This is a genomic window from Thermoplasma acidophilum DSM 1728 (assembly GCF_000195915.1).
In the GTDB taxonomy this organism is placed as follows: Archaea; Thermoplasmatota; Thermoplasmata; order Thermoplasmatales; family Thermoplasmataceae; genus Thermoplasma; species Thermoplasma acidophilum.
On record NC_002578.1, the window covers coordinates 1,465,200 to 1,486,665 of the forward strand.

21 protein-coding genes, 1 tRNA gene and 1 rRNA gene are annotated in these 21,466 nt (G+C 50.3%); 10 read left to right on the top strand and 13 right to left on the bottom strand.

The features are described 5' to 3' along the window. The first annotated feature begins 195 nt into the window (after positions 1–195). From TA_RS07335 to TA_RS07350, 4 genes are all read left to right on the top strand, one after another. Positions 196–531: a DNA-directed RNA polymerase subunit L gene (locus tag TA_RS07335; protein WP_010901819.1), complete on the top strand. Its 336-nt coding sequence runs from the start codon at positions 196–198 to the stop codon at positions 529–531. Next, on the top strand, positions 528–1,484 hold the full coding sequence (locus TA_RS07340) for a TIGR01177 family methyltransferase (protein ID WP_048162150.1): 957 nt from the start codon (positions 528–530) through the stop codon (positions 1,482–1,484). The genes TA_RS07335 and TA_RS07340 overlap by 4 nt, the downstream gene beginning before the upstream one ends. A gap of 111 nt (positions 1,485–1,595) precedes the next feature. Beyond that, positions 1,596–3,401 (top strand): ribosome rescue protein RqcH, encoded by a 1,806-nt coding sequence (gene rqcH, locus TA_RS07345; protein ID WP_010901821.1) that lies wholly within the window; start codon positions 1,596–1,598, stop codon positions 3,399–3,401. A gap of 30 nt (positions 3,402–3,431) precedes the next feature. Next, positions 3,432–4,346: a bifunctional phosphoglucose/phosphomannose isomerase gene (locus TA_RS07350; RefSeq protein WP_048162152.1), complete on the top strand. Its 915-nt coding sequence runs from the start codon at positions 3,432–3,434 to the stop codon at positions 4,344–4,346. Positions 4,347–4,352: 6 nt separating this feature from the next. On the opposite strand, the gene TA_RS07355 is transcribed toward TA_RS07350, so the two are convergent. Next, a complete protein-coding gene (locus TA_RS07355) occupies positions 4,353–5,126 on the bottom strand; it encodes a DODA-type extradiol aromatic ring-opening family dioxygenase (RefSeq protein WP_010901823.1) in 774 nt (257 codons plus the stop codon). A 9-nt stretch (positions 5,127–5,135) separates the two neighbouring features. On the opposite strand from TA_RS07355, the gene TA_RS07360 reads away from it, so the two are divergent. Further along, positions 5,136–5,729 carry a hypothetical protein gene (locus tag TA_RS07360; protein ID WP_048162154.1) on the top strand — a complete coding sequence of 198 codons (594 nt, stop codon included), beginning with the start codon at positions 5,136–5,138 and terminating at the stop codon, positions 5,727–5,729. Positions 5,730–5,828: 99 nt separating this feature from the next. Further along, positions 5,829–6,116 (top strand): hypothetical protein, encoded by a 288-nt coding sequence (locus TA_RS07365; protein ID WP_010901825.1) that lies wholly within the window; start codon positions 5,829–5,831, stop codon positions 6,114–6,116. 1 nt (position 6,117) lies between these two features. Here the strand turns inward: TA_RS07365 and TA_RS07370 are convergent, their stop codons facing one another. The 8 genes from TA_RS07370 to TA_RS07400 all read right to left on the bottom strand — a co-directional run bounded on the left by TA_RS07370 (position 6,118) and on the right by TA_RS07400 (position 13,819). Then, positions 6,118–6,579, bottom strand: coding sequence for a DUF1947 domain-containing protein (locus TA_RS07370; protein WP_010901826.1), 462 nt, complete (start codon positions 6,577–6,579; stop codon positions 6,118–6,120). Beyond that, positions 6,576–7,919, bottom strand: coding sequence for a hypothetical protein (locus TA_RS07375; RefSeq protein WP_010901827.1), 1,344 nt, complete (start codon positions 7,917–7,919; stop codon positions 6,576–6,578). Before TA_RS07375 ends, TA_RS07370 begins: the two co-directional genes overlap by 4 nt. 1 nt (position 7,920) lies before the next feature. After that, the gene (locus tag TA_RS07380; protein WP_156778553.1) at positions 7,921–8,787 is read right to left on the bottom strand and encodes a transcription elongation factor Spt5; all 867 of its coding nucleotides are present in this window, start codon (positions 8,785–8,787) and stop codon (positions 7,921–7,923) included. Beyond that, complete coding sequence (locus TA_RS08200; protein WP_241761836.1) at positions 8,733–9,020, bottom strand: SecE/sec61-gamma family protein translocase subunit; 288 nt, start codon at positions 9,018–9,020, stop codon at positions 8,733–8,735. Before TA_RS08200 ends, TA_RS07380 begins: the two co-directional genes overlap by 55 nt. A gap of 79 nt (positions 9,021–9,099) precedes the next feature. Next, positions 9,100–10,571, bottom strand: a 16S ribosomal RNA gene (locus tag TA_RS07385). Between the two features lie 303 nt (positions 10,572–10,874). Then, the gene (fbp, locus tag TA_RS07390) at positions 10,875–12,002 is read right to left on the bottom strand and encodes a fructose-1,6-bisphosphate aldolase/phosphatase (RefSeq protein ID WP_010901830.1); all 1,128 of its coding nucleotides are present in this window, start codon (positions 12,000–12,002) and stop codon (positions 10,875–10,877) included. A gap of 51 nt (positions 12,003–12,053) precedes the next feature. Next, positions 12,054–12,136, bottom strand: a tRNA-Ser gene (locus TA_RS07395). Between the two features lie 132 nt (positions 12,137–12,268). Continuing rightward, positions 12,269–13,819 carry an FAD-dependent thymidylate synthase gene (locus tag TA_RS07400; protein WP_010901831.1) on the bottom strand — a complete coding sequence of 517 codons (1,551 nt, stop codon included), beginning with the start codon at positions 13,817–13,819 and terminating at the stop codon, positions 12,269–12,271. Positions 13,820–14,173: 354 nt separating this feature from the next. Between TA_RS07400 and TA_RS07405 the strand changes: the two genes are divergently transcribed. The 3 genes from TA_RS07405 (at position 14,174) to TA_RS07415 (ending at position 16,290) form a co-directional block, all read left to right on the top strand. Next, on the top strand, positions 14,174–14,392 hold the full coding sequence (locus tag TA_RS07405) for a transcriptional regulator (protein ID WP_010901832.1): 219 nt from the start codon (positions 14,174–14,176) through the stop codon (positions 14,390–14,392). 114 nt (positions 14,393–14,506) lie between these two features. After that, a complete protein-coding gene (locus TA_RS07410; protein ID WP_010901833.1) occupies positions 14,507–15,628 on the top strand; it encodes a DUF373 family protein in 1,122 nt (373 codons plus the stop codon). Beyond that, positions 15,628–16,290, top strand: a complete 663-nt coding sequence (locus tag TA_RS07415) for a 6-hydroxymethylpterin diphosphokinase MptE-like protein (protein WP_010901834.1) — start codon at positions 15,628–15,630, stop codon at positions 16,288–16,290. Before TA_RS07410 ends, TA_RS07415 begins: the two co-directional genes overlap by 1 nt. A gap of 3 nt (positions 16,291–16,293) precedes the next feature. Here TA_RS07415 and TA_RS07420 read toward each other — a convergent pair whose 3' ends face one another. After that, complete coding sequence (locus TA_RS07420) at positions 16,294–16,956, bottom strand: 2-phosphosulfolactate phosphatase family protein (protein ID WP_010901835.1); 663 nt, start codon at positions 16,954–16,956, stop codon at positions 16,294–16,296. A gap of 76 nt (positions 16,957–17,032) precedes the next feature. After that, positions 17,033–18,163 carry an NAD-binding protein gene (locus TA_RS07425; RefSeq protein WP_241761837.1) on the bottom strand — a complete coding sequence of 377 codons (1,131 nt, stop codon included), beginning with the start codon at positions 18,161–18,163 and terminating at the stop codon, positions 17,033–17,035. 163 nt (positions 18,164–18,326) lie between these two features. Between TA_RS07425 and TA_RS07430 the strand changes: the two genes are divergently transcribed. After that, positions 18,327–18,860 (top strand): cob(I)yrinic acid a,c-diamide adenosyltransferase, encoded by a 534-nt coding sequence (locus TA_RS07430; protein WP_010901837.1) that lies wholly within the window; start codon positions 18,327–18,329, stop codon positions 18,858–18,860. Positions 18,861–18,950: 90 nt separating this feature from the next. On the opposite strand, the gene lpdA is transcribed toward TA_RS07430, so the two are convergent. Together lpdA and TA_RS07440 are read right to left on the bottom strand one after the other, a co-directional pair. Beyond that, the gene (gene lpdA, locus TA_RS07435) at positions 18,951–20,261 is read right to left on the bottom strand and encodes a dihydrolipoyl dehydrogenase (protein WP_010901838.1); all 1,311 of its coding nucleotides are present in this window, start codon (positions 20,259–20,261) and stop codon (positions 18,951–18,953) included. Between the two features lies 1 nt (position 20,262). Beyond that, positions 20,263–21,465: a dihydrolipoamide acetyltransferase family protein gene (locus tag TA_RS07440; RefSeq protein WP_010901839.1), complete on the bottom strand. Its 1,203-nt coding sequence runs from the start codon at positions 21,463–21,465 to the stop codon at positions 20,263–20,265. Between the last annotated feature and the right edge of the window lies 1 nt (position 21,466).

Consider the following 21,466-nt stretch of genomic DNA (forward strand, 5'->3'; position numbering starts at 1 on the left):
ATGATTTTCAAATTGAAATGTCATTATGATGCATTATCGTGTACCGATTTCGTTAACATAACCAGCACAAAGAATCCTTAACGAATCTGGCGTTGCAGTAAACGCAACACGGCTAACGCTCTGCGTAAGTATCTTTTCAGGATCAATGGATCGCCTGGGTGTCAACCTATAAATAGGTATTAAAAATATACCGATATGCAGAGGGAGAGGACAGCGGAAAGCTCGCTACGTGTCATTTCAAAGGAGAAGAATTCAATAACGGTTGAGATGATAAATTACGATAATACACTGCTCAGGACGCTTGTTGAGGAGATACTCAAGGACGATCAGGTCGATGAGGCCAGGTATTACATCAAGCACCCTGTCATCGACAACCCGCAGATCTATGTCAGGGTTAAATCCGGAAAGCCCCAATCCGCCATAAAGAGGGCGGTCAGAAAGCTCTCGAAACTGTACGAAGACCTCGGGACGCAGTTCCAGAAGGAGTTCCAGAGGTACGAAAGCGACCACATGATAAAAGCTGTAGAATGATCAGGTATCTTGTGGAATTCAGCCTGGAGAGGGATGAAGCCAGGCTTGTGGAGATCGCATCTATCCAGGAGACCTACGGAACATTCCTCATCGAACACCTGGACGAAAAGACAGCAATAATATCCGGCTCCTGGGATCCTCTTCGGAGATGCGCTTTTGTCAATTATGTCGGTTTGATAGTTGGCGAAGCGGAGGATCTTTCGGCGTTCCAGGAAGGCCTTCCTGCTGGAAAGTTCTACATAAGGTACAGGGACATAGATGGTGATAAGCCGATGAGCGAGGCAGCCATCGGCGACATGCTGAAGGCAAGGGGAAGGGTATCGTTCAGGGATCCGGATTACGTTGTGCGCGTCGTCCACCATGGCATCTTCTATGTGACGAAGGTGGTATACGAGAGGGATAAGAAGCAGTTCATCGAGAGAAAGGCCCCCAGAAGGCCATTCTTCTCCCCGGTCTCAATGGATCCCAAGTATGCAAGGTTTCTGGTTAATACCGCGCATGTAAGGGAAAACCAGCTCCTGATCGATCCGTTCTGCGGAACTGGGGGCATACTCATAGAGGCCGCGCTGATGGGCATCAGGGTCATAGGCAATGATGTGGCCCTGAGCATGGCCGCAGGTGCAAGGACTAACCTGAAGCACTTCCATGTGGAAGATTTTCATATATACAACATGGATGTATCGGATCTGCCCGTAAGGGATGTCGACGGAATAGCAACGGACATGCCATACGGCAGGAACTCATATGCCAGCGAGGATCTGGAAGTGCTCTACGAAAGGTCTTTCAGGAAATTCCATGAGATGCTCAAGCCGCACGGCTACGCCTCATTCGTCGTCTCTGATCCGGATCTTGCAGAACTTGCCAGGCCATTTTTCAACATCGTCCATGATGTGCCTGTGTACCAGCACAGATCACTCACAAGGCATTTCATAACCGCCATGCGGAAGGACTGATCCTCCATGGGATCTTTTAAAATTGCAGATCTGCCATCTTCTCCCTGCGAAAATGATGGCATCGTAAGCTGATCTCTCAACGTTAAATACGCTTAGAGCATTGCCATCCAAATGAAGGACAAGGAGAGCTCGATCGACTTTTACGCATTCGTGAACATATACCGCGATAGGTTCGTAGGTTCCTTTGTGAAGAAGGTGTATCAGGTCGGGCCTGACGATTTCATGGTACAGATATACCGATCAGATATAAAGCGCATGGACGTCCTGATATCCCTGAAGCACGGCATATTCTTCAAGACGGTCGAGACGCCTGAAACGGCCACCCAGACCGCCATGGTCCTGCGCAAAACAATATCTGACCGCAGGATCGTTGGCATAAGGCAGATAAACTTTGACCGTGTTGTGGAATTCACCTTCCACACCGGCCAGAAGCTGATACTTGAGCTGTTCAGGGAGGGAAACCTCATAGCAACGGACGGCGATAGGATAACATTCGTGCTCAGGCCAAGGAAGTGGAAGAACAGGGATCTGGAAGTTGGTGGCACGTATCAGCCTCCGTCATCATTCGATCCCTCTTCGGCCAGCCCCGAGGATATGTCAAAAATAATCTCAGGCAGCTCCGCCAATATAGTGCAGACGCTTGCAACGAGGCTTAACCTTGGGGGTGAGCTTGCCGAGGAGATACTCTACAGGGCAGGCATAGACAAGGAAACCCCTGCCAGGGATGCAGCCGGCAGATCCGCCGATATAAGATCCATGCTGGATGAGCTTTTGAAGGAATCCCTTGCAAACAGATCCTATTACTACAAGAGCCAGGGTCTAGTGTCTCCATGCGAGATGAAGCACTTCGGTGATCCGGACAGAATATTCGATGATCTTAACGAGGGGCTTCTGTTCGTGCTCACGCTTTCCAAGGATGAGGCGGAATTCGAAGATCCCATAACAAGGAGGATAAATTCCCAGAAGAAGAGCATAGAGGAATTTGAGAAAATAGCGAACGAGAAGCAGGAGATCGGGAGGGCGATAATGGAAAGGCTCCAGGAGATCGATGGCGCCATCAGATCCGCAAGGTCCGGAAACTATGCCGGAAACATAGACCGGGCAAGGAAGGTTATAACCGTGGACATGGATGGAAAGCCTGTTGAGATAGATTACACGGTCTCCGCTGGCGAGAACGCCAACCGTTACTTTTCACAGGCTAAGGATTACAGAAGGAAGATCGAGGGCGCCATGAAGGCCATAGAGGAGGCGGAAAAGCAGCGCCTGACCGAGATGCAGAAGGCAGAGAAGAAGAAACGCAGGAAGGTGTTCTGGTTCGAGACGTACCACTGGTTCATATCAAGCGAAGGCTATCTTGTCATCGCAGGCAGGGATGCGAAGTCCAATGAGAAGATCGTCAAGAAGCACCTGCAGGAGGGGGATATATACGTGCACGCCGACATGTACGGGGCGCCGAGCACCATAATAAAATCATCAGGAAAACAGCCACCCGGTGAGGCCACACTCAGGGAGGCCGCTTCGTTTGCGGTATCCTTTTCCAGGGCCTGGCCAGCAGGCATAGCTTCCGGAACGGCCTACTGGGTCTATCCCAGCCAGGTCAGCAAGACGCCTGAATCGGGAGAATACGTCGCTACCGGATCCTGGATAATAAGGGGAAAGAGGAACTACATAACGGATCTCAAGCTGGAGCTCTGCATAGGCATGAAGGATATTGAGGGCCTGCAGATACCCATGATCGGCCCGTCTTCTGCCTTTGCAGACAGCGAAAAATGCGTCAGGATAGTTCCAGGAGACAGGAAGCGCAGTAATCTGGCAAAGCGCATCGCAGATATCATCGGATCGGACAGGGAGGAGATAGAGAAGTTGCTGCCGCCCGGCGGTTCCGAGATCGCCGATCAGGACGGGCGCCGATCGTAATTTATAATATTGATGCTTCGATCCCACTGCATGGAGTTTTCAGAAGAGCTGAAGACGCTGAAGGATCAGGTCAGGTTCGATGGATCCTTCAGGACTGGAACGTTCAGCAACATCGTCATAGCCGGCATGGGCGGTTCTGGCATCGCGGGAAGGATATTCTCTGAGATGTATTCCGCAAAGCCAGTGTTCGTGTGCGACGATTACCACATACCTGAATTCGTCGACGGGAATACTGAATTCATAGCGGTGAGCTACTCGGGAAACACCGAGGAAACCCTAAGCGCGGCGGAGGAGGCAATCAAGAAGGGTGCAAAGGTGCATGCCATAACATCCGGCGGCCGCCTTTCGGAGATGGGTGTAGACACCATAAAGATACCTGGCGGGCTGCAGCCCAGATCGGCAGTTGGCTATCTCACAATGCCCATCATAAACACGTTCATACGGCCGAAGCATGAGGATATTGAAGAAGCCGCTGGCCTGCTTTCGGATCTTGATAAGAACAACACGGTACAGGAGAATATTGCCACGGAGATATACGCCGGCCGCAGGATACCAGTGATATATGGATCGACCCCATACAGATCCGTTGCATACAGGTGGAAGACCCAGTTCAACGAGAACGCCAAGATCCTCGCTTATTCAAACTACTTCTCAGAGCTCAACCACAACGATACGATGCCCCTGAGGGACACATACAGGAAGGATGAATTCTACTTCATGGCCTTTGATTCCACGGACGAGAGGATAAGGAAGAGGATCGAGGTGACGCAGAAGATCACCGGCACATCCTTCAAGAAGATAGAGGCCAGAGGGTCGTCCCTGATCGCGCGCATATTCTACCTGATCCACTTTGGGGATTACGTTACGTACCACCTTGCAAGGATCAGGAACGTCGATCCTCAGGACGTTTCGGCCATAGAGGATCTGAAGAAGAGGATCTCATAAAACACATCATTTTTCATTTTCGGATTCGGATGCAAAGGCCATACCGAAGTATTTCGCCACATAATAGTAGCGTACCTTCATCCTGCGCCCTGTGCGTTCAAGTATTCGCTTGAGCATTATCATGTTCTGGTAGCTGTCCGGCTTTGCCTCGTCTATGACCGCCTGCTGCATCCTGTACAGAGCAGAAAAGTCACCGGAATCTATGCTCTTTACCACGGTTTCGTCATAGTACGATGACATGTCGGAATAGCCGTATGGCCCGTCCGGGCTGTGGGTGTGGGCCTGATCCGCGCTTATTATCAGGCTGATCCTACCCGTATAATTTTCACACACCGAAACCAGATGATCCGAAAAGGATTCGATCCTCTCCTTCGACAGAAGTCTGGGCTCGCCCATGGCAACGATGCGCTTCGGCCTGAAGAAGGCCAGCGGTATCAGGGACCCGAAGTCCAGGAAGCATGGATAGTTTCCGGACAGGGTTATGCAGCGAAGCCTCTGCACCGTTTCATGCGACGCCAGCATGTCGACGAGGTCAACGGCATTCTCGTATCTCTTTCTGATCACATGCTTCTTTGTCCTGTAATAGCCCGTTATGATCTTTGAGTATGTGACCGCTATATAGCTGTCAAGCACTATGCCGTGCGGGCTGATGACCACGAAGGTGTCCGAATCATCACCCGATGTGTACCTCTTTATCGCATCATACATGGCCTGGTCCTCACGCGTTTCCCTGTCGAGTATCTCGTCACCGTGCGGGATCACGTAGATCCTGTTCAGCATGATTGAGACATGCGCTGTCCTTTAAAAATATATCTGAACGTAGACCTCATCGCAATATCCGACAATGGAAATGGCTTTATAGCGAACATGCGTAACAAATACAGGGTTGCGATGGCAAAGATGGCCAGGCCTTTCAAATATCTTGCCGTTGCGGTTGTGATCGTATTGATCGCAGGTGGCATCCTCTACGCAATTTACAGATCGCAGGAATCCACTCTGAGGCTTGTAGGGACGTATGAATTTGCCCCAGATGAGATCATGGAAAAGGACTTCAACGTCACCGGGTATTTTGCCAGCTTCAATGTTAAAGGCGTATCAAGCATAAGGGCGACATCGGCCTTTCAGCTGGTGGTGATCTCGCAGAAATATGCGGATCAGTTCGTGCGCCAGCTTGAGGGAAATCTGAGCAGCGGAAGCACTGTTATCGTATCGCAGGATCATTCCATCATCAAGGCATGGATAACATTCACGCCTGGAAACACACTGTCCACAGATGCGATTGTGTACAAAGGATCAATATCTTCCGGTGAATACGCTGTGCTCTTGATAAACTCAGCCGACATGAATAACAGCGTTTCCATGGACGTCACGATAGAATATTGATCCGCAATCCACGATCAGCCCGATATATGGCAAAAGGATCAAGTATATTTTTCCGCGCAGATGACCACATGCGCTTAAATATCAAGAATAAATTGATGCATGATGAAGCCGAATATCGATTTCAAGCGCCTGAAAGCCTATGTTCAGGCCAATGGGTCCTATTCCCTGGTTGTCAAGGGCGACAGTATCGAGGTGCACTTTTCTCCAAACTTTCCGGAGGCCATACCCCACCTGCCTGACAACCTCCCAGTGGAGCACATAATGTACGGAAAGGTGGAAAATGGCATCGTCTATTTCTACCGTTTCGAGACCATAAGCAGCTTCGGCACAACCTACAACGATCTTACCGACGACGATCCCATAATGGAGTGGCTGAAGTACATCTGAACTACGGGAAGGCCCTGATCAGTTCGTCGCCTGGGAAATGGATGATGCGTGCGGCCTTTCCCCTCTTTGTGGCCATGACCTCGCCCGCATCCATCTCCGCCATGCCAACCGCAATGAAGTAGCCCTTTGAACTCTTCACAAAGATCATGTCGCCTTTCCGGATGCTGTCGTCCATTGAGACTATGCCGGGGGCAAATAGGTCGCTGCCGTTTAGTATATGCGGCTCCGCGCCCTCGTCCACCGTCACTATGTTCCTGGACGGGTTCCGATAGTTGAGAAGGTAAACGCTCGGTATCAGGTCTCCTGCCTGGAAAACCATCGGTTTTCCTCCGATGTAGTACGCCGATGCTGATTTCTGCGCTGCCACCTCAAGGCTTTCGCCCGTTATGTCTATGCCGTACCGGGCCATTGCCTCCCATATTCTTTTTGCTTCCTTCTTAGATATGAAATGCTTTGATGTCATGGTACATACGCCCTTATTCTTGCAAGGTTTTCCTCCAGATTCTCCGACATGGCCAGTGATCTCACGTAGCCCGCTATCTCCGCACCCAGTTTCCTGTCATCCTCATCGAATATGTATCCGACGGAGGTTCCCCCAACACACATGGTGAAGGCATAGAGCATCGCTCTCTGTATGTGGTTCTTTGCCCTGTCCCTCATGATCATGACGGCGGCCTGGACGCCGCTGGCACGGTATGTCCTTATCAGATCGACCAGGAACTGGGAATCCTCCGACCATGCCTCGAAACCCACGCCTCTGTCGCCTTCCAGCTGCGACCTGGCGGATAGCATTTCGGAAAAGGACTTCGCATACCTCCCTATCCTTGCCTCCGATATCTCCTGCCCGAGAGATGGCCAGACTATCTCCATGAGCTTTGCCAGAGACGGTGTTTCCAGGTATATACCGTACTGATATTTTTTAAGGAATTCAGCGTATTCTTCCGATCCATCTATCGCAGAGAGGAAGGATTCCATGCCATCGTAGCATGAATAGCCGATGGCGTATCTGCCGGATTTCACTATCCTGGATCTCCTTCCAGCTGCGATCATGTCAACCATGTGCCTGTCATCGATCTCGCCGGCAAGGTACCTTCTCTTCAGATCGGGATCGTCCGGGCCGGCGCATGGAAGCATGCCGGAATCGACCGCTATATCTGCCTCCGTATCCTTAAGGAGCATGTGGCGGAGGAGAGAGAAACCTGTACGGTATCTCGAATCCGAAAACACGTTCAGAACCACAGAGGACATGATCGTTATTGAGAATGATGGGTCCTGCTTCCCTATATTGATGATCCGGCCCTGTGCCTCGAACCTTATGCCTTCCTCATTCAGCACATCCTCCACGAACTCCACAGGCGGCGGGGTATTCTTGCATGAGGCCAGGTAATAATTTGCTGAGGAGAAAATGCGTATGTTCCTGGACATGACCAGGTTGTAGAAGGCAAGCATTCGCCAGGTATCGTTATCCCAGTTCTGCACCCCCGCTATCACACGATCGTCTGTGTTTCCGCGCTTCACGTAGCTCAAGCTCCCGTAAGGTGTCTTCAGGACCCCCATGAGCGGTATGTCCGATTGCATCGCAGAATATGTTTCAGAGATTGCTGAAAGAAAACTGTCCGATCCGGAATAGGAAAAATCCCCTTTTTCGGACATCTTCATGAGTTTCTTCCTGTAGGATTCGATCGGGCATAAAAATGAGGAATCCAGCAGATCCGGGACCAGACGATCCAGATGATCGAAGAGTTCCTGGAAGCGCTTCTTTATCCTCGACTGTTCATCCTTTGACAGGCTCTTGATCTTCATTTCATTTTAGCTGCCTTATGGATTCGGCCTTCACCGTGACAGGTATTGGTACCATGCTCTCGACAAGCTGCACGGTAACTTCCTCCTTCACGGAATCTATCGATATTATCTTGGCCTTCTCCCCCTTGAACGGCCCCTCAACGAGCTCCACCAGCGAACCCAGCTCCAGGCCGGATACGGCTGGCTTTGGCGTGAGATAATGCGCAATCTCCTCCAGATCTATCTTGCCAGACACCATGCCCTTGTATCCCCTTATATCCCTGGCAAGGTACGATATCCTGTCGGGATGCATGGTCTCCACGAATATGTAGCCCTTTATTTCGTACGGAGCCATTATGGCATAAACCTCGCTTGGAAGCTTCTTTCCGTCTCCTGATCGATCCTCCCTGTCCTTCTCTGCCCTGTTGTTGAGGTCTATCGCGACCTGAACCTCTGATCCAACGGTCGTCTTGAGTGCAACGATAACGGGCTTCAGTACGATCGTGACGGACTTTGTGAACCTGTGCACGCCGTCCTCGGATTCTATTGAAAAATTCAGTGTCATTTTATCGTTTGGATACGCACCCTTTGGCGCATTTATGGCCATATCGATATTCTTTGACTTGAGCGGATCTATATCGATATCGTCCTCCAGACTGCCCTGTCCCAGGAGCGAGACCTCGTTCTTCTTGCTGATGTTCAGCACGGCCTTCCAGTCCACAGTGCTGTCGTTCTCCTCGACGCTGTAACCTATGCTGACCCTGAACTTCCTCTTCACATTCTGAATGTTCTTTATGCTGAATCGCAGGTTGATCGTTTCGCCAGCACCGACCTCTATGCGGTCTGGAACGTCAGACGATATCCATTCATATTCCTTGCTGTTTTCCATGGATTCCACCTTAAGGTATCTTGAAATAAACATCCATAAGCAGGTATATTATGAAACCAACGGCCACCTATGATGAGAAGACCAACTGCGGTTATTACCAGCACCTTTATGTATTCATCCCTCGTCGGCTTTCTCGCCATGCGGAGGATTCTCGCATACTTCCCCTTCCCAATGCTGGAAAACCTTCTCTCCAGATTCTGCTGAATTTCCTCAGCCTTATCTTCAATTGACACCAAATCACCGAAACAAAACATTATAAAAAAAGGAAATTTAAAGGTATGGTCTGGGCAGATGCCAGCCAGTGTTCTAACTTGGAGGTGATCCATCCGCAGGTTCCCCTACGGATACCTTGTTACGACTTAACCCTCCTCACTGACATCAGATTCGAATCCATCCAGAGGACGGACCCTCATCCAACACCAGCTCGGATGGTTTGACGGGCGGTGTGTGCAAGGAGCAGGGGCATATTCACCGTAGGCTGTTGACCTACGATTACTACGGAATCCACATTCGTGAGGGCGAGTTACAGCCCTCAGTCCTGACTACGAACGGGTTTCGAGGTTAGCTTCCCCTTTCGAGGTTGCAACTCATTGTCCCGTCCTTTGTAGCGCGCGTGTAGCCCGGGAGATTCGGGGCGTACTGACCTGCCGTCGACCCCTCCTTCCTCCAGCTTAGCGCTGGCGGTCCCTCTAAAGTGCCTCTGCCCGCAAAGACAGTCTGGCAATTAGAGATGGGGGTCTTGCTCGTTATCACACTTAAGTGAACGCCCTACGGTACGAGCTGACGACGGCCATGCACCACCTCTCCTTCTATCGGGTAAATTCGTCAGGTTGACCCTCATCCGAAGGTCGCTCCCGGTGAGTTTTCCGGCGTTGAATCCAATTAAACCGCACGCTCCTCCCGTTGCGGTGCTCCCCCGCCAATTCCTTTAAGTTTCAGCCTTGCGGCCGTACTCCCCAAGTGACCCACTTAACACCTTCGCTACGGCACTGCCCCCCCTCAACGGAGAAGCAACACCAAGTGGGCAGCGTTTACAGCTAGGACTACCCGGGTATCTAATCCGGTTTGCTCCCCTAGCCTTCGTCCCTCACCGTCGGATCCGTTCTAGTTGAACGCTTTCGCCACCGGTCGTCCTTTCAGGATTACAGGATTTTACCCCTACCCTGAAAGTACATTCAACCTCACCCGGTCCCAAGTCTTACAGTCTCTTCAGAAGTTCTTCCGTTAAGCGGAAGAATTTATCTGAAGATTTATAAGACCGGTTACGAACGCTTTAGACTCAATAAAAGTGATCACCACTCGAGCTGCGGGTGTTACCGCGGCGGCTGGCACCCGTCTTGCCCAGCCCTTATTCCTGATGCTTTTTAGGCATCAGAAAAGCCTTGACAAAAAGTCAAGGCACTCAGGCTCCCCGTGTCGCGCTTTCGCGCATTGCACAGTTTTCGCGCCTGCTGCGCCCCGTAGGGCCTGGACTGTTGTCTCAGAGTCCATCTCCGGGCTCCCCCTTTCAGGGCCCGTACCCGTCTTAGGCTAGGTGGTCCTTTACACCACCTACTACCTGATAGGCCGCAGACTTATCCTCAGGTGCAGAAGCTTTCATCATTACAACCATTCCAGTTTGTAATGACTATGGGGAATTAGCCTCAGTTTCCCGAGGTTATGCCCCGCCTGAGGGTAAATTATCCACGTGTTACTGAGCTGTTCGCCGGTGCCTTACGGCCCCATGACTTGCATGGCTTAGTCGGAACCTGATAGCAGTGACCGCCGGCAGGATCGACCGGAGTTAAAACACTCAATTGGAATTAGCGGCTGGCATCTACCTGTCAGAAGTGAGCATTACTGACTCACTACTCCATATTTACCAACCCTGGAAGAAGAGACACATAAACGCGCACAGGCGTAATTCATCTCTTTCGTAGGTAGGTTGGCATCCATACCTGTTATGTGCAAAGTAAAGAATAGCAAATCAGTATATATAACTTTCGAAGCGGAACTCCAATTTTCTAGGGAAATCTAAAATAATTATGTTAATAAGAATCTGGCTGAAAAAATCTTGAAAACCAAGGAAAATGAAGAAAATAATACGATTATTTGGCCAGCGTTTCCTTCTCTATGTCAACAAACCTGTCCTTGAGCTTCTCCATGACCACGGGGAGCGTAGTGTACTCCATCTCCTGGTCCGGAAGCCTGTGGGGCTCGAATGGGCCCATCCTCCTGAGGTGATCCGTCATCTCCCCTGCAACGCGCCTGGCGTAGTCGAAGGCCGGATCATCGAACATGTCAACAGGCCCCTCAAGCTTGCCTGACTTCAGAACGTAACCGAGGGCGACCACCCTGGGTGGCCCGTCAAACCTCGTCATCTTGGCATCCTTCATGCCTACGGGCATCAGCGGGCCATTGAACGATCCCCTCATCCAGCCGCTGACTAGATACGGGAAAGCAAAGGCCTCAAGCGATTCTCCAGCGGCCGGAAGACCGGACTGTATCCTTACCACCGCTGCCGGATCATCCTTGCCAACGTATTTTCCAGCTATAAGCGACAGCTTGTCCGTGGAGATGACCGCAACGTTCTCCTCAGGAAGCTTCTTGTTCTCCTTCTTTGTGTATACGCGCTTTATCACGTACCGCTCCTTCGATCCTATGAGGGCCAGAAGATCGTAGAGGTATTCAGGAGCATCAAGGAAGATGGCCTTGTGTTCTATGACGTCCCAGACCTCGAAGCGGAACCCGCTGTGCATGGCCTCATCTATAACCAGGCCCGGGGTGTTGAACGGATCGGCAAACATCTTGTAGATGGGGAGGTTAAACGCTCCGGGTTCTGTCTTATCCATCATGTATACTATGAATGGCTCTGACGGCCTCTCATTTATCTCCATCTCCGCAACGCCCGGCCCCATTCCCTTAAGGTTTCCTGAAAATGAATCCTTCAGGAGGTCCTGCCCAGCTCCGTATAATCCGAGCTTCTTCGCAACTTCAGTACCGGCCTTGAACGCGTTCCACGCGAGTTCATGGATTTCAGAACTATCTATTCCCTTGGTATGGACCATGGTTATCTGGGCATCATCGCCCACATGAGCCATCCTGAAATCTGATATGAGGTTCTTTCCGTGATCCTCTATATACTCCTGTATCCTCGCCATTACCTTTTCGTCCACTATGGAGTGGCCCGGCAAACTGCCTATGTCTGCCTTTATATGGGATATCGTCACCTTCATTAGTTTACTTATCAGAATATGAATAAAAAAGTTTCCTGAATCTCACGCAAGCGTCGGGGGGGAGATTTGAACTCCCGAGCTACGAGAGCAGTAGATCTCGAGTCTACCGCCTTACCGGGCTAGGCTACCCCGACTCACAAGGAAGGGCATTTGCCAGCGTCACCACCATATTATGGATAGATATAAACATTTTACAGGGGCGAATTCCGATGCATGCATCTGTGCCTTTTATGTTTATTGAGCTACAAAATAATTATATGATAAGATTAAATTCCGCCGGCCTTAACATTCTTGCGTACCTCAGCGGAAAGCCTGCCAAGCGGGTAATCACCAGTATCCACGAATTTTATGATGCCAGCAAGCGATGGATGTACGGACTTGATCTCGTTGTACATCCTGATCGCTATGTCCCTGAGATCAAAATGGGCCTGCGGCGTGCTTCTGAGTTCGATGAAATACGTTGCCTCGGCAAGGTTCGTGGTGAAAACCACAGGGTATCTGTATGCAAATGGCACCGCATACTGCGCGATCCATGCACCGTACCGTTCCTTGATGATGCGGTAGACTCTCTCTGCATCCTTCATGGCCTCCGCATACTCCTCAGAGAGATCCGGCATCTTTGCTATTATCGGCGGGACATCGAAGCCGTAGCTTACCGTAAGCGGCTTTCTGACTATGCTCAGGAATCTGTGCCTCTGCAGATCACGGAAAGCACCGTAGTTTGTGGTGACTTCGAAGACGTAGTTGACAGCCTCGAATGGCCTTCCTACCTTCATCCTCCTGTTCTTCCTCAGATCCCTGATCCTTTCCAGAATGGCGGATGCCTCGGAGAGTTCCATCGCCTTGATCCTGGATATTATTCCGGATGCATCCTCTGCGAATGGATACATCAATAATGCCAGGACCTTCTGCATCTCCTCCCTTTCGTTGCTGTACTTTATCAGCCTGACCTTCTCGAATCTGCCCCCGTCGGTGTATGGAAAAAGGCTCGCCAAACTTCTCTTATAGTTGATGATGTCCTGGCCATGCTGGGATAATGCATCATCTATTATCTGCGGAAATTCACCTTTCAGCTCTTCATACAGATCATGCGCCAGCCTTTCAGATTCCGGAACACCGTATTCCATGAGCTTCTGTATGAGGTGTATGAACGACCTGCCGTTTCCGCTTACCCCCATGTTTGTCAGCGTTGATGCAGGGAGTATGAACCTGGCGTCATCAAGCGCCCTCGACCTAACCGAAGATCTGTAAGATTTCTGGGCCAGCTTTCTGCCGTTTTCGTCCAGTTCCTTGTAGTTTCTCGGATTTCCATCGATGTTGAAATCAAAGGATTCGATCGGCCACTGTCTGGAAATCTCCTCCTCTATCCTTGGAAGGGTCGATGAATACAGATCGAAGAGCCTGTTGCAGAGATCGGTGTATTCCCTGGCAGCCTCTCCAGACAGCCCTATTTTTTCTGCCTGCATGAACAGATAATGGCCGTCCACTTTCCTGTCGTAGGCTACGTACCTTGTTGATTTTTCCAGGTACGAGAGACCTATGCGTATCTCCTCAATTACCTTTGATATGACGTTGGAAACGTTCTGTATCCCAACCTGTGCAGTTACGAGTTCAGCTATTGATTCATCGCCATACTCCAGAAAGATCCTCCTGTAAAAGTCCTCAGACCTCTTCTGGTTTCCCTCGAATTCCCTGTGAAAGACCGATCTTATGTCCGGATCCGATGCCCTGCTGTACCTTGACATAAGTGCACCGCGATCGATCATGCGATCGGTCTTGATTATGAAGACGTCTCTGTCCTCGTTCGAAAATGACATGAACCTTAATCTACACTATATTTAAATTTATACCATGGCAGGAACATGTGCGTAGTTTCGCTGCACGTTCATCATCCCGCCAGGATATGCCAGCATGAACCTTGTGGTGACTGTTATGCATTCGGAAATGATTATCGTGCTTCACGCAATTGGAATATACTTGCGCTTATTGAAAGCAATGCGATCCGAATCATCCAATGCGGATTCTGGCATTTGCACCGTGCACGATCATACGCTGAATCAGCATCTCTCTCGTATATGCAGCGGTCATAGCAGAGTGAGTCAATCATCGGTGTTAATCTTTTAAAAATGATAGATATATATATTAATATGATATATCGAACAAGTGGTATTATGCCTGACGATCTAACTGATAACGCAAAGAAAATTTACGATGCTATGAAGAAGCTCGGTGCGACCTCTGAGGAGAAGCTCAAGACCGCTGACGATATTATGAAGGCGGCAGCGCTTGGAAAGTCCATCGTCAACGCGGCACTCCAGGAGCTCCAGAAGAAGGGCTATGTCAAGAGGGTCGCAAGACAGAAGAGCGCAGGATACTTCGTGGTAAAATAACGCTTCTTCATCATTTTAAATCAATTTTTTGTGTATGTTTTTTATACGTTTTATAAGCCACAAATATGCTTAAATAAGTGTTTCTGTTAATAAAATCATGCGCTGGGGCCTCGTATGACAACCCTCATCATAAACGTGGATAGAGACAACGATTTCGGCGACAAGGCTGGTGTTAAAGGGCCTGTCGTGGGATACACAGAGTGCTATAATGCCGCCGTCAGGCTGATAAGTGTTGATCCTGAGGACTCTGATTCTAACGCGCTTTTCGGTGCTCTGAAGGTTTATGAGGATCTGAGAAAAAAGGGCGAGGACGTTGAAATAGCCCTGCTCACCGGCGATAATGATGTGGGAGAGAAATCCGACGAGATCCTGTCAAAGCAGATAGCCGACGTTGTCGGATCAGGACTTTACACCGACGCGATCCTCGTTTCGGATGGCGCTGAAGACGATTACATAGTCCCTGTTATCCTCTCGTACATAAAGATAAGGTACGTGAAGCACATAATAGTGAGGCACAACGAGAACATAGAGAGCCTGTACTACTATATAGTGCGTGCGCTGAAGGACAAGAAGATCCTCAGCAAGATACTCATACCTCTGGGACTGGTCTTCCTGACCTACGGGCTTGTCTCGCTGATATTCATCCTTTACTCTGCATACGTTACCGGCGTAAGGATTATCGATCCTACGGTCGGAGCCATAACGTTCGTTACTCTGGTTCTTGGCGCGTATCTGCTTGAGAGGGGCTTCGATCTCTTCAACCTCATGGCCAGGCTGATACGCGAAGTACACGAATACGCACAGGATACCAGGATACTGTTCTTCACATACGTCATCGCGGGCCTGCTTGTGCTCGTGGGAATTGCCTCAAGTTATACGATAGCCGTGCACACGTCAAAGAACGGCCTCGATGCGTTCCTGGTATTCCTCTCGCTGTTCACCTGGTGGGTCTATGGATCCATATTCACCACGGAGGTTGGCAGGGTCGCCGAACTAGCCGTGGGAAGAAAGGCCGGCATACTCAAGATATGGTATGGCCTGATATTCTCGCTTTCGATAGCATTTGTAGTCTACGGCATGTTCAACTACATAAGGTATATTCTGGGCTTCATAACGCTCAAGTCCGGGCTCATAAGCATATTCTTCCTGATCCTGGGCCTGATAATAGCCATCGTATCCTCCATGGTGCACAGGTACTTCAATGAGAATCCGGAGATACTAAGAGAGGGCACCTGATGGATCTTCCCAGATGGCTGGCCATATACAGGTCCATCGCCGACGACTTCTCCTTTGATCCTTCAGCGGATCTTCTTTCATCCATCATACTTTCGAACCTCGTCGGAAAGCCGGAACTTCCCGACAGGAAGGGGAGCACGGCATACGTTATCGGAAATGGTCCGAACATAGATGAGGCGATACAGAGCATTTCCAGTGGATACACCATTGTAGCGGATTCAGCAATATCGGCCTATTTTGCAGTCCGCGGATGCCCGGACATGATAGTGACGGATCTGGACGGGGATGTCGATACGATATTCAGCTGTGCATCCAAGGGCACTTCGATCATAATACACGCGCATGGAGACAACATCCACAGGATCATAGGAAACGGACACAGGATAAGAGATGATATGATCGGAACCACCCAGGGCATTCCGTACAGGAATGTTGCAAACTTCTTCGGCTTCACCGATGGAGACAGATCGGCATACATAGCAAGCAGGATGGGCTTCGAAAAAATTGTTCTGGTTTCATTCGATTTCCATCACGTAAACAGATCGAAGCCTGGAAATCCTGCCATAAAGGCGAGGAAGCTGAAATGGGCACAGGCCATAATCTCTATGCTGGCCGAAGAACGCGGAACTGCCCTTGCAGACGGGGATTTTGCAGAGATATGAAAATCAGGCATCGGTAAGTGCCACAGAATCAGGGCTCTGCACTATTCTGCCATCGATGTACTCCGGTACGATATTTGTGTGGTCAACCCTGAGGCAGAATTCCAGATCCCTTTCGCCCACGCCTGCTATTATGTTCCTGTTTATCTCCTCAGTCTTCCTTGTATATTCGCTGACATCAACTTCATGGCCCTCTGCCATCAGCTTGAGCAGGTTGGCGAAGAGTATGTCCTCGGGGGCCTTTCCTATTGGCCTGTTTGAAGGAAGTATCAGGACGTCCCTCTGCGACCTGATCATCGCTACGGTCGCGCTGAGGTTCACGTACGATGAGAATATTATCCTGCCGCTCCGTATACGCGAAAGAACGTAGGTACCGTTGGTCGAGGTGAATGCAACAACTTTTCCGGAAAGATCGGCCTCCGCGATTTCCGCAGGGGAATTATCATAATCAAAGTAAGGCGGTTTTATCCCATACTTTTCCCCCACGAGAATCGTGCCCGGATTCCTTCTCTTGAACTCAATTGCCTTCCTGACATCGCGGAAAGGCAGTATGTATTTCGCACCCCGAAAAAGTATCATCGGAATCGTGGTAGTGGATCTGAATATATCAACGACCACGTTGATCTCCGCCCATGAGTCGCTCTTCCTTCCGTCGCCTATCCTGATCATCTTATACTATCCCAGCATTATGGATAAACTGGATAAAATATTTCGCGCAGACGATGCGATGATTGTGAAGCGATCGTCAGCCGGGTGCGTTTCTTCCTGCATACAGGCTGTCCGAGAGCACGGATGAAACGTTGATCAGGCTGAAGCCCATTATCCTGAACTTCACCATATCCTTTGGGTCCACGACAAGTACCCTTACCTTCTGCCTGTTTTCGTCTGATATTACGCTCTTCATGGCTGCGGCTATTATGAGGTTATACGCATCGTCATCCGAACCTATTATTATCTCCCTGGCCGACGAAAAATCGAATGATGACAGGAGATCGATATCGTCAGCGTTGTGGTCGAAGACTATGTATCCCTCATCCCTCAGAGACCTAGCCTTTGCCTCGTCACGTTCTATCACCACAACAACCGTTCCTGTTGCCTTCATCTTCGACAGGTACTCCTGCAGCAGATTTGAAAATCCACATACCAGAACGTAATCTTTAAGCGTTTTCAGCTCCCTTTTCTCCATCCTGTTCACCAAGCCTCCAAGACGGCGTTCAACCGAAGGCAGTATGAGAGCGGTGATCGAGCTAAAAAATATTGCCACTCCAAGGAAGGCAAGCGATATGGTGAATATCTTCGCATCCATGGTCACCGGCAGTATATCGCCGAAGCCAAGCGTCGTTATTACTTCGCCCGTGTAATAGAAGGCGTTGCCCAGGTCAGTTATTGGCGGCCTGAACTGATCTCCGAACAGCAGCGATCCCCCTATGCCGTACAGTATGGTAAACGCTATTGTGACCAGTGCAATGGCCACCTCAGGCCTGCCAAGTATGCGGGCCGGATATACGTATTCCCTGCGCCGCCTAATGAGCATGAATATAACGAAAAATGAGAAGGCCATGCCAAGTATGGTGATATGGTAGTGCCTTCCAGCTCCAAAGGCCAGTATCAGCACCGTGATGAAGGAGCCTGAAACCATGATCCACCAGGCGGTCTTGGTCTTCTCCTTCATCAGAAAGCCGAAAATTGAGAGGACGAAGCCGTCAAATACGGCGATGAATGCCATCGCCTTGATCGATACCCCAACGGCCAATCCAATCACGTGTATCACGACGACATGCGTTGAGGATATCAGAGACAGACCGAGGAGTATCGTTATGATGCCCTGAATCAGGACTAGCCATCTGGATTCCATTATCTGGTTTGGCCTGGCCACGTAAAAAAATGCCTGAGTTGGATAAAGCTTTTTGTGATGCTACCCGATGGAAAATGAAAAAGATGCGTTACATCCGATCAAGATCTTTTTATCTGGCGTTTCTGATCATGTTTTTAAGATGGCTGCAATAATGTGAAGCCAAGTTTAGTGAGATGGTATAGAGATGTTCACAAGGAGGGGCGATCAGGGCGAAACGGACCTTGCAAACAGGGCCAGGGTAGGCAAGGACTCTCCAGTTGTTGAGGTCCAGGGCACAATCGATGAACTCAACTCATTCATAGGATACGCACTGGTGCTGAGCAGATGGGACGATATCAGGAACGATCTTTTCAGGATACAGAACGATCTCTTCGTTTTGGGTGAGGATGTATCAACCGGCGGAAAGGGTAGGACAGTAACGAGGGAGATGATAGACTATCTCGAAGCCCGCGTGAAGGAGATGAAGGCAGAGATCGGAAAGATAGAGCTTTTCGTTGTGCCTGGCGGTTCGATAGAATCCGCCTCGCTCCACATGGCACGTGCTGTTTCGAGGAGGCTTGAGAGGAGGATAGTTGCGGCGTCTAAACTCACGGAGATCAACAAGAACGTTCTGATATATGCCAACAGGCTCTCATCGATACTATTCATGCACGCATTGCTTTCCAACAAGAGGCTGAACATACCAGAGAAGATATGGAGCATACACCGCGTCTCATAATCCAGACTTTTCAGTAAAATGATGTATTATTCAGGAAATGAAAGTTATGATCTTCTCAGATTTTTTAAAAATGGAATAAAATGAGATGGTTCAAATTTTGAAGTGCAGGGGCTTTCCGTAGGCTTCTTCTGCAGTCTCCTTGACGCCCTCGCTGACGGTCGGATGCGGGTGTATGGTCAGCCCTATGTCCATTGCCATCAGCCCGGATTCAACCGCAAGGGACAGTTCGCTTATCAGCTCGCTTGCGTGAGGTGCGGCAAGGCCGGCACCTGTTACGATGCCCTTCTCATCGTAGTATATATTGAATGTTCCGATGCTCTCGTTCATGGTAAGCGATCTCCCGTTTGCTGCAACCGGAAATCTGGTTGACTTCGCTGACTTCGATCCGGTGTACGCTATCTCAGGATCAGAGTATATGACGTATGGCATGGCCCTGTATTCTACTACGCTGTCCATGCCGCATATGTTGTCCGCAGCAATATCCGCGTCGTAATATGCCTTGTGCGCAAGCATGGGCTGCCCGGACACGTCGCCTATGGCGTAAACGTTCGGCACGCTTGTGCGCTTGTGCGCGTCCGTCTTTATGAAGCGCCCGTCCATCTCCAGCTTCAAGTTCTCGAGGCCGAATCCCTCCGTATTGGGTACCCTTCCAACGGTCATGAGGACCTTCTCGGCCTCTACGTACTCTCCGCCCTCCATGTTCACCCTTATCTTATCGCCGTGCTGCGTGTTCAGAACCTTCTTGCCGGTCATAACTCGGACGCCGAGCTGGGACAGCCTCCTCTCAACATGCCTTACAAGCTCCTGATCCGTGCCGGGAAGTATGCTGGGCATCATCTCAATTATTGTCACCTTGGATCCGAGCTTCGCAAGCGCCGTCCCAATCTCAACCCCTATGTAGCCGCCGCCTATTATGGCCGTTGACTCCGGTATGTGATCGAGATCGAGCACTTCCCTGTTGTACATCACATCGTCGATGCCCTTTATCCTGACCGGCTTGGAACCGGTGGCTATGACCAGGTTCTTTCCCTCGATCACCTTCTCCCCTATTTTAACATGGGTTGCGTCAACGATGTAAGCTTCGCCCCTTATGACGTCGACGCCATAACCCTTGCAGAGCGTTTCCACGCCGCCGGTCAGCCTGTTGATCATGGACCACTTCCATTCCTGCCATTTCTTCATGTCTATGGAATAGTTCAGGGATACGCCTGGCATCTCCCTGAGGTAGTTTATCGAGTTTGCGAGTTCTATCAGTGCTTTTGATGGTATGCAGCCGTAGTTAAGGCATTCACCGCCAATCTTGTCCTTTTCGATGAGAGCGACCTTCTTCTGCCTCTGGCCCAGGCGTATGGCCGCTGCATAGCCTCCCGGGCCGGAACCTATTATTATTGCATCGTACATATCAGATCTCGTAGATTATAGCGTTCGGATCCTCAATAACCTTTTTCAGATCCACGATGAACCTGGTTGCAACCGCTCCGTCTATGAGCCTGTGGTCACAGGACAGCGATAGGTACATGTATTTCCGCCCCTCTCTTTCCAGGATCCGGTGCACACCCAGTATTGCGACCTCAGGATAGTTGATTATTGGCGTGGACATTATGCCCCCTATTGTGCCAACGTTGGTTATGGTGAACGTTGAATCCTGGACTTCATCCAGCTGCAGCTTGTTCTCGCGTGCCCTGCTTGCCTTGTCCGATATCTCTGCAGATATCTCCACCATGCTCTTTCTATCAGCATCCTTTATGACGAAGACGTTCAGGCCGTCCGGCGTGTCAACCGCTATGCCTATGTTGTAGTATTTCTTCAGTATGTAAACTCTGCGCGTTTCATCGTAAATTGCGTTGAGGTATGGATACTGCTTCAGGATAGATGGCACGATCCTTGCCAGAAAGCCCGTGACGGTGACCTTCCTGTTCCTGGCCTTCGCGGAATCCAGAATCGAAACCATGGATGTGACGTCGACTTCCTCCATCACCGTGAAATGGGGCATGATCTGCTTTGCCTTCGTCATCTTGTCGAATATTATCCGCCTCAGGCCATGCATCTCCAGGATCTCTTCTCTCCCAGGTGCAGGCTTCTGGGCCGGGATCTGCGGCGCCGTGTGCACGGCCTCCGCTTTTCCAGCGGATGGGGCTGGCGATGGTGCAGGCGACTTCATGTACCTCTCCAGATCGTCAAGCGTCACGCGCCCACCCTCTCCGGTGCCTCCCACCTTCGAGAGGTCTATTCCGTTCTCCCTCGCTATTCTCCTAACTGCAGGGCTTGCAAGCACATGCCCGGATACCTCCGGCAGGGGCACCTGCTTGACCTCTGCAACCTGAACCGTGCTTTCGGCACGGCCGGCAGGCTGCTGTACCGGAGCCTCTTCACCGGTATCGATCTGCAGGAGGGTAGAACCCACAGGGACAACCTGGCCCTCCCTGTAGAGTATCTTCACTATCTTTCCCCTGACGGGCGACGGTATCTTCACTGTGACCTTGTCCGTCATAACCTCAACAAGGTCCTGATCCTTCTCCACCATGTCGCCTTCCTTGACATCCCATCTGACTATCTCGCCCTCTGTTACCCCCTCACCTATGTCTGGCAGTTTGAATTCGTACATA

What these genes read in the sequence shown, in the direction of transcription:
- TA_RS07335 (WP_010901819.1), top strand. Translation starts at nt 196, where the DNA reads ATGCAGAGGGAGAGGACAGCGGAAAGCTCGCTACGTGTCATTTCAAAG.
- TA_RS07340 (WP_048162150.1), top strand. Translation starts at nt 528, where the DNA reads ATGATCAGGTATCTTGTGGAATTCAGCCTGGAGAGGGATGAAGCCAGG.
- rqcH (WP_010901821.1), top strand. Translation starts at nt 1,596, where the DNA reads ATGAAGGACAAGGAGAGCTCGATCGACTTTTACGCATTCGTGAACATA.
- TA_RS07350 (WP_048162152.1), top strand. Translation starts at nt 3,432, where the DNA reads ATGGAGTTTTCAGAAGAGCTGAAGACGCTGAAGGATCAGGTCAGGTTC.
- TA_RS07355 (WP_010901823.1), bottom strand. Translation starts at nt 5,126, where the DNA reads ATGCTGAACAGGATCTACGTGATCCCGCACGGTGACGAGATACTCGAC.
- TA_RS07360 (WP_048162154.1), top strand. Translation starts at nt 5,136, where the DNA reads ATGCGCTGTCCTTTAAAAATATATCTGAACGTAGACCTCATCGCAATA.
- TA_RS07365 (WP_010901825.1), top strand. Translation starts at nt 5,829, where the DNA reads ATGATGAAGCCGAATATCGATTTCAAGCGCCTGAAAGCCTATGTTCAG.
- TA_RS07370 (WP_010901826.1), bottom strand. Translation starts at nt 6,579, where the DNA reads ATGACATCAAAGCATTTCATATCTAAGAAGGAAGCAAAAAGAATATGG.
- TA_RS07375 (WP_010901827.1), bottom strand. Translation starts at nt 7,919, where the DNA reads ATGAAGATCAAGAGCCTGTCAAAGGATGAACAGTCGAGGATAAAGAAG.
- TA_RS07380 (WP_156778553.1), bottom strand. Translation starts at nt 8,787, where the DNA reads ATGGAAAACAGCAAGGAATATGAATGGATATCGTCTGACGTTCCAGAC.
- fbp (WP_010901830.1), bottom strand. Translation starts at nt 12,002, where the DNA reads ATGAAGGTGACGATATCCCATATAAAGGCAGACATAGGCAGTTTGCCG.
- TA_RS07400 (WP_010901831.1), bottom strand. Translation starts at nt 13,819, where the DNA reads ATGTCATTTTCGAACGAGGACAGAGACGTCTTCATAATCAAGACCGAT.
- TA_RS07405 (WP_010901832.1), top strand. Translation starts at nt 14,174, where the DNA reads ATGCCTGACGATCTAACTGATAACGCAAAGAAAATTTACGATGCTATG.
- TA_RS07410 (WP_010901833.1), top strand. Translation starts at nt 14,507, where the DNA reads ATGACAACCCTCATCATAAACGTGGATAGAGACAACGATTTCGGCGAC.
- TA_RS07415 (WP_010901834.1), top strand. Translation starts at nt 15,628, where the DNA reads ATGGATCTTCCCAGATGGCTGGCCATATACAGGTCCATCGCCGACGAC.
- TA_RS07420 (WP_010901835.1), bottom strand. Translation starts at nt 16,956, where the DNA reads ATGATCAGGATAGGCGACGGAAGGAAGAGCGACTCATGGGCGGAGATC.
- TA_RS07430 (WP_010901837.1), top strand. Translation starts at nt 18,327, where the DNA reads ATGTTCACAAGGAGGGGCGATCAGGGCGAAACGGACCTTGCAAACAGG.
- lpdA (WP_010901838.1), bottom strand. Translation starts at nt 20,261, where the DNA reads ATGTACGATGCAATAATAATAGGTTCCGGCCCGGGAGGCTATGCAGCG.
- TA_RS07440 (WP_010901839.1), bottom strand. Translation starts at nt 21,465, where the DNA reads ATGTACGAATTCAAACTGCCAGACATAGGTGAGGGGGTAACAGAGGGC.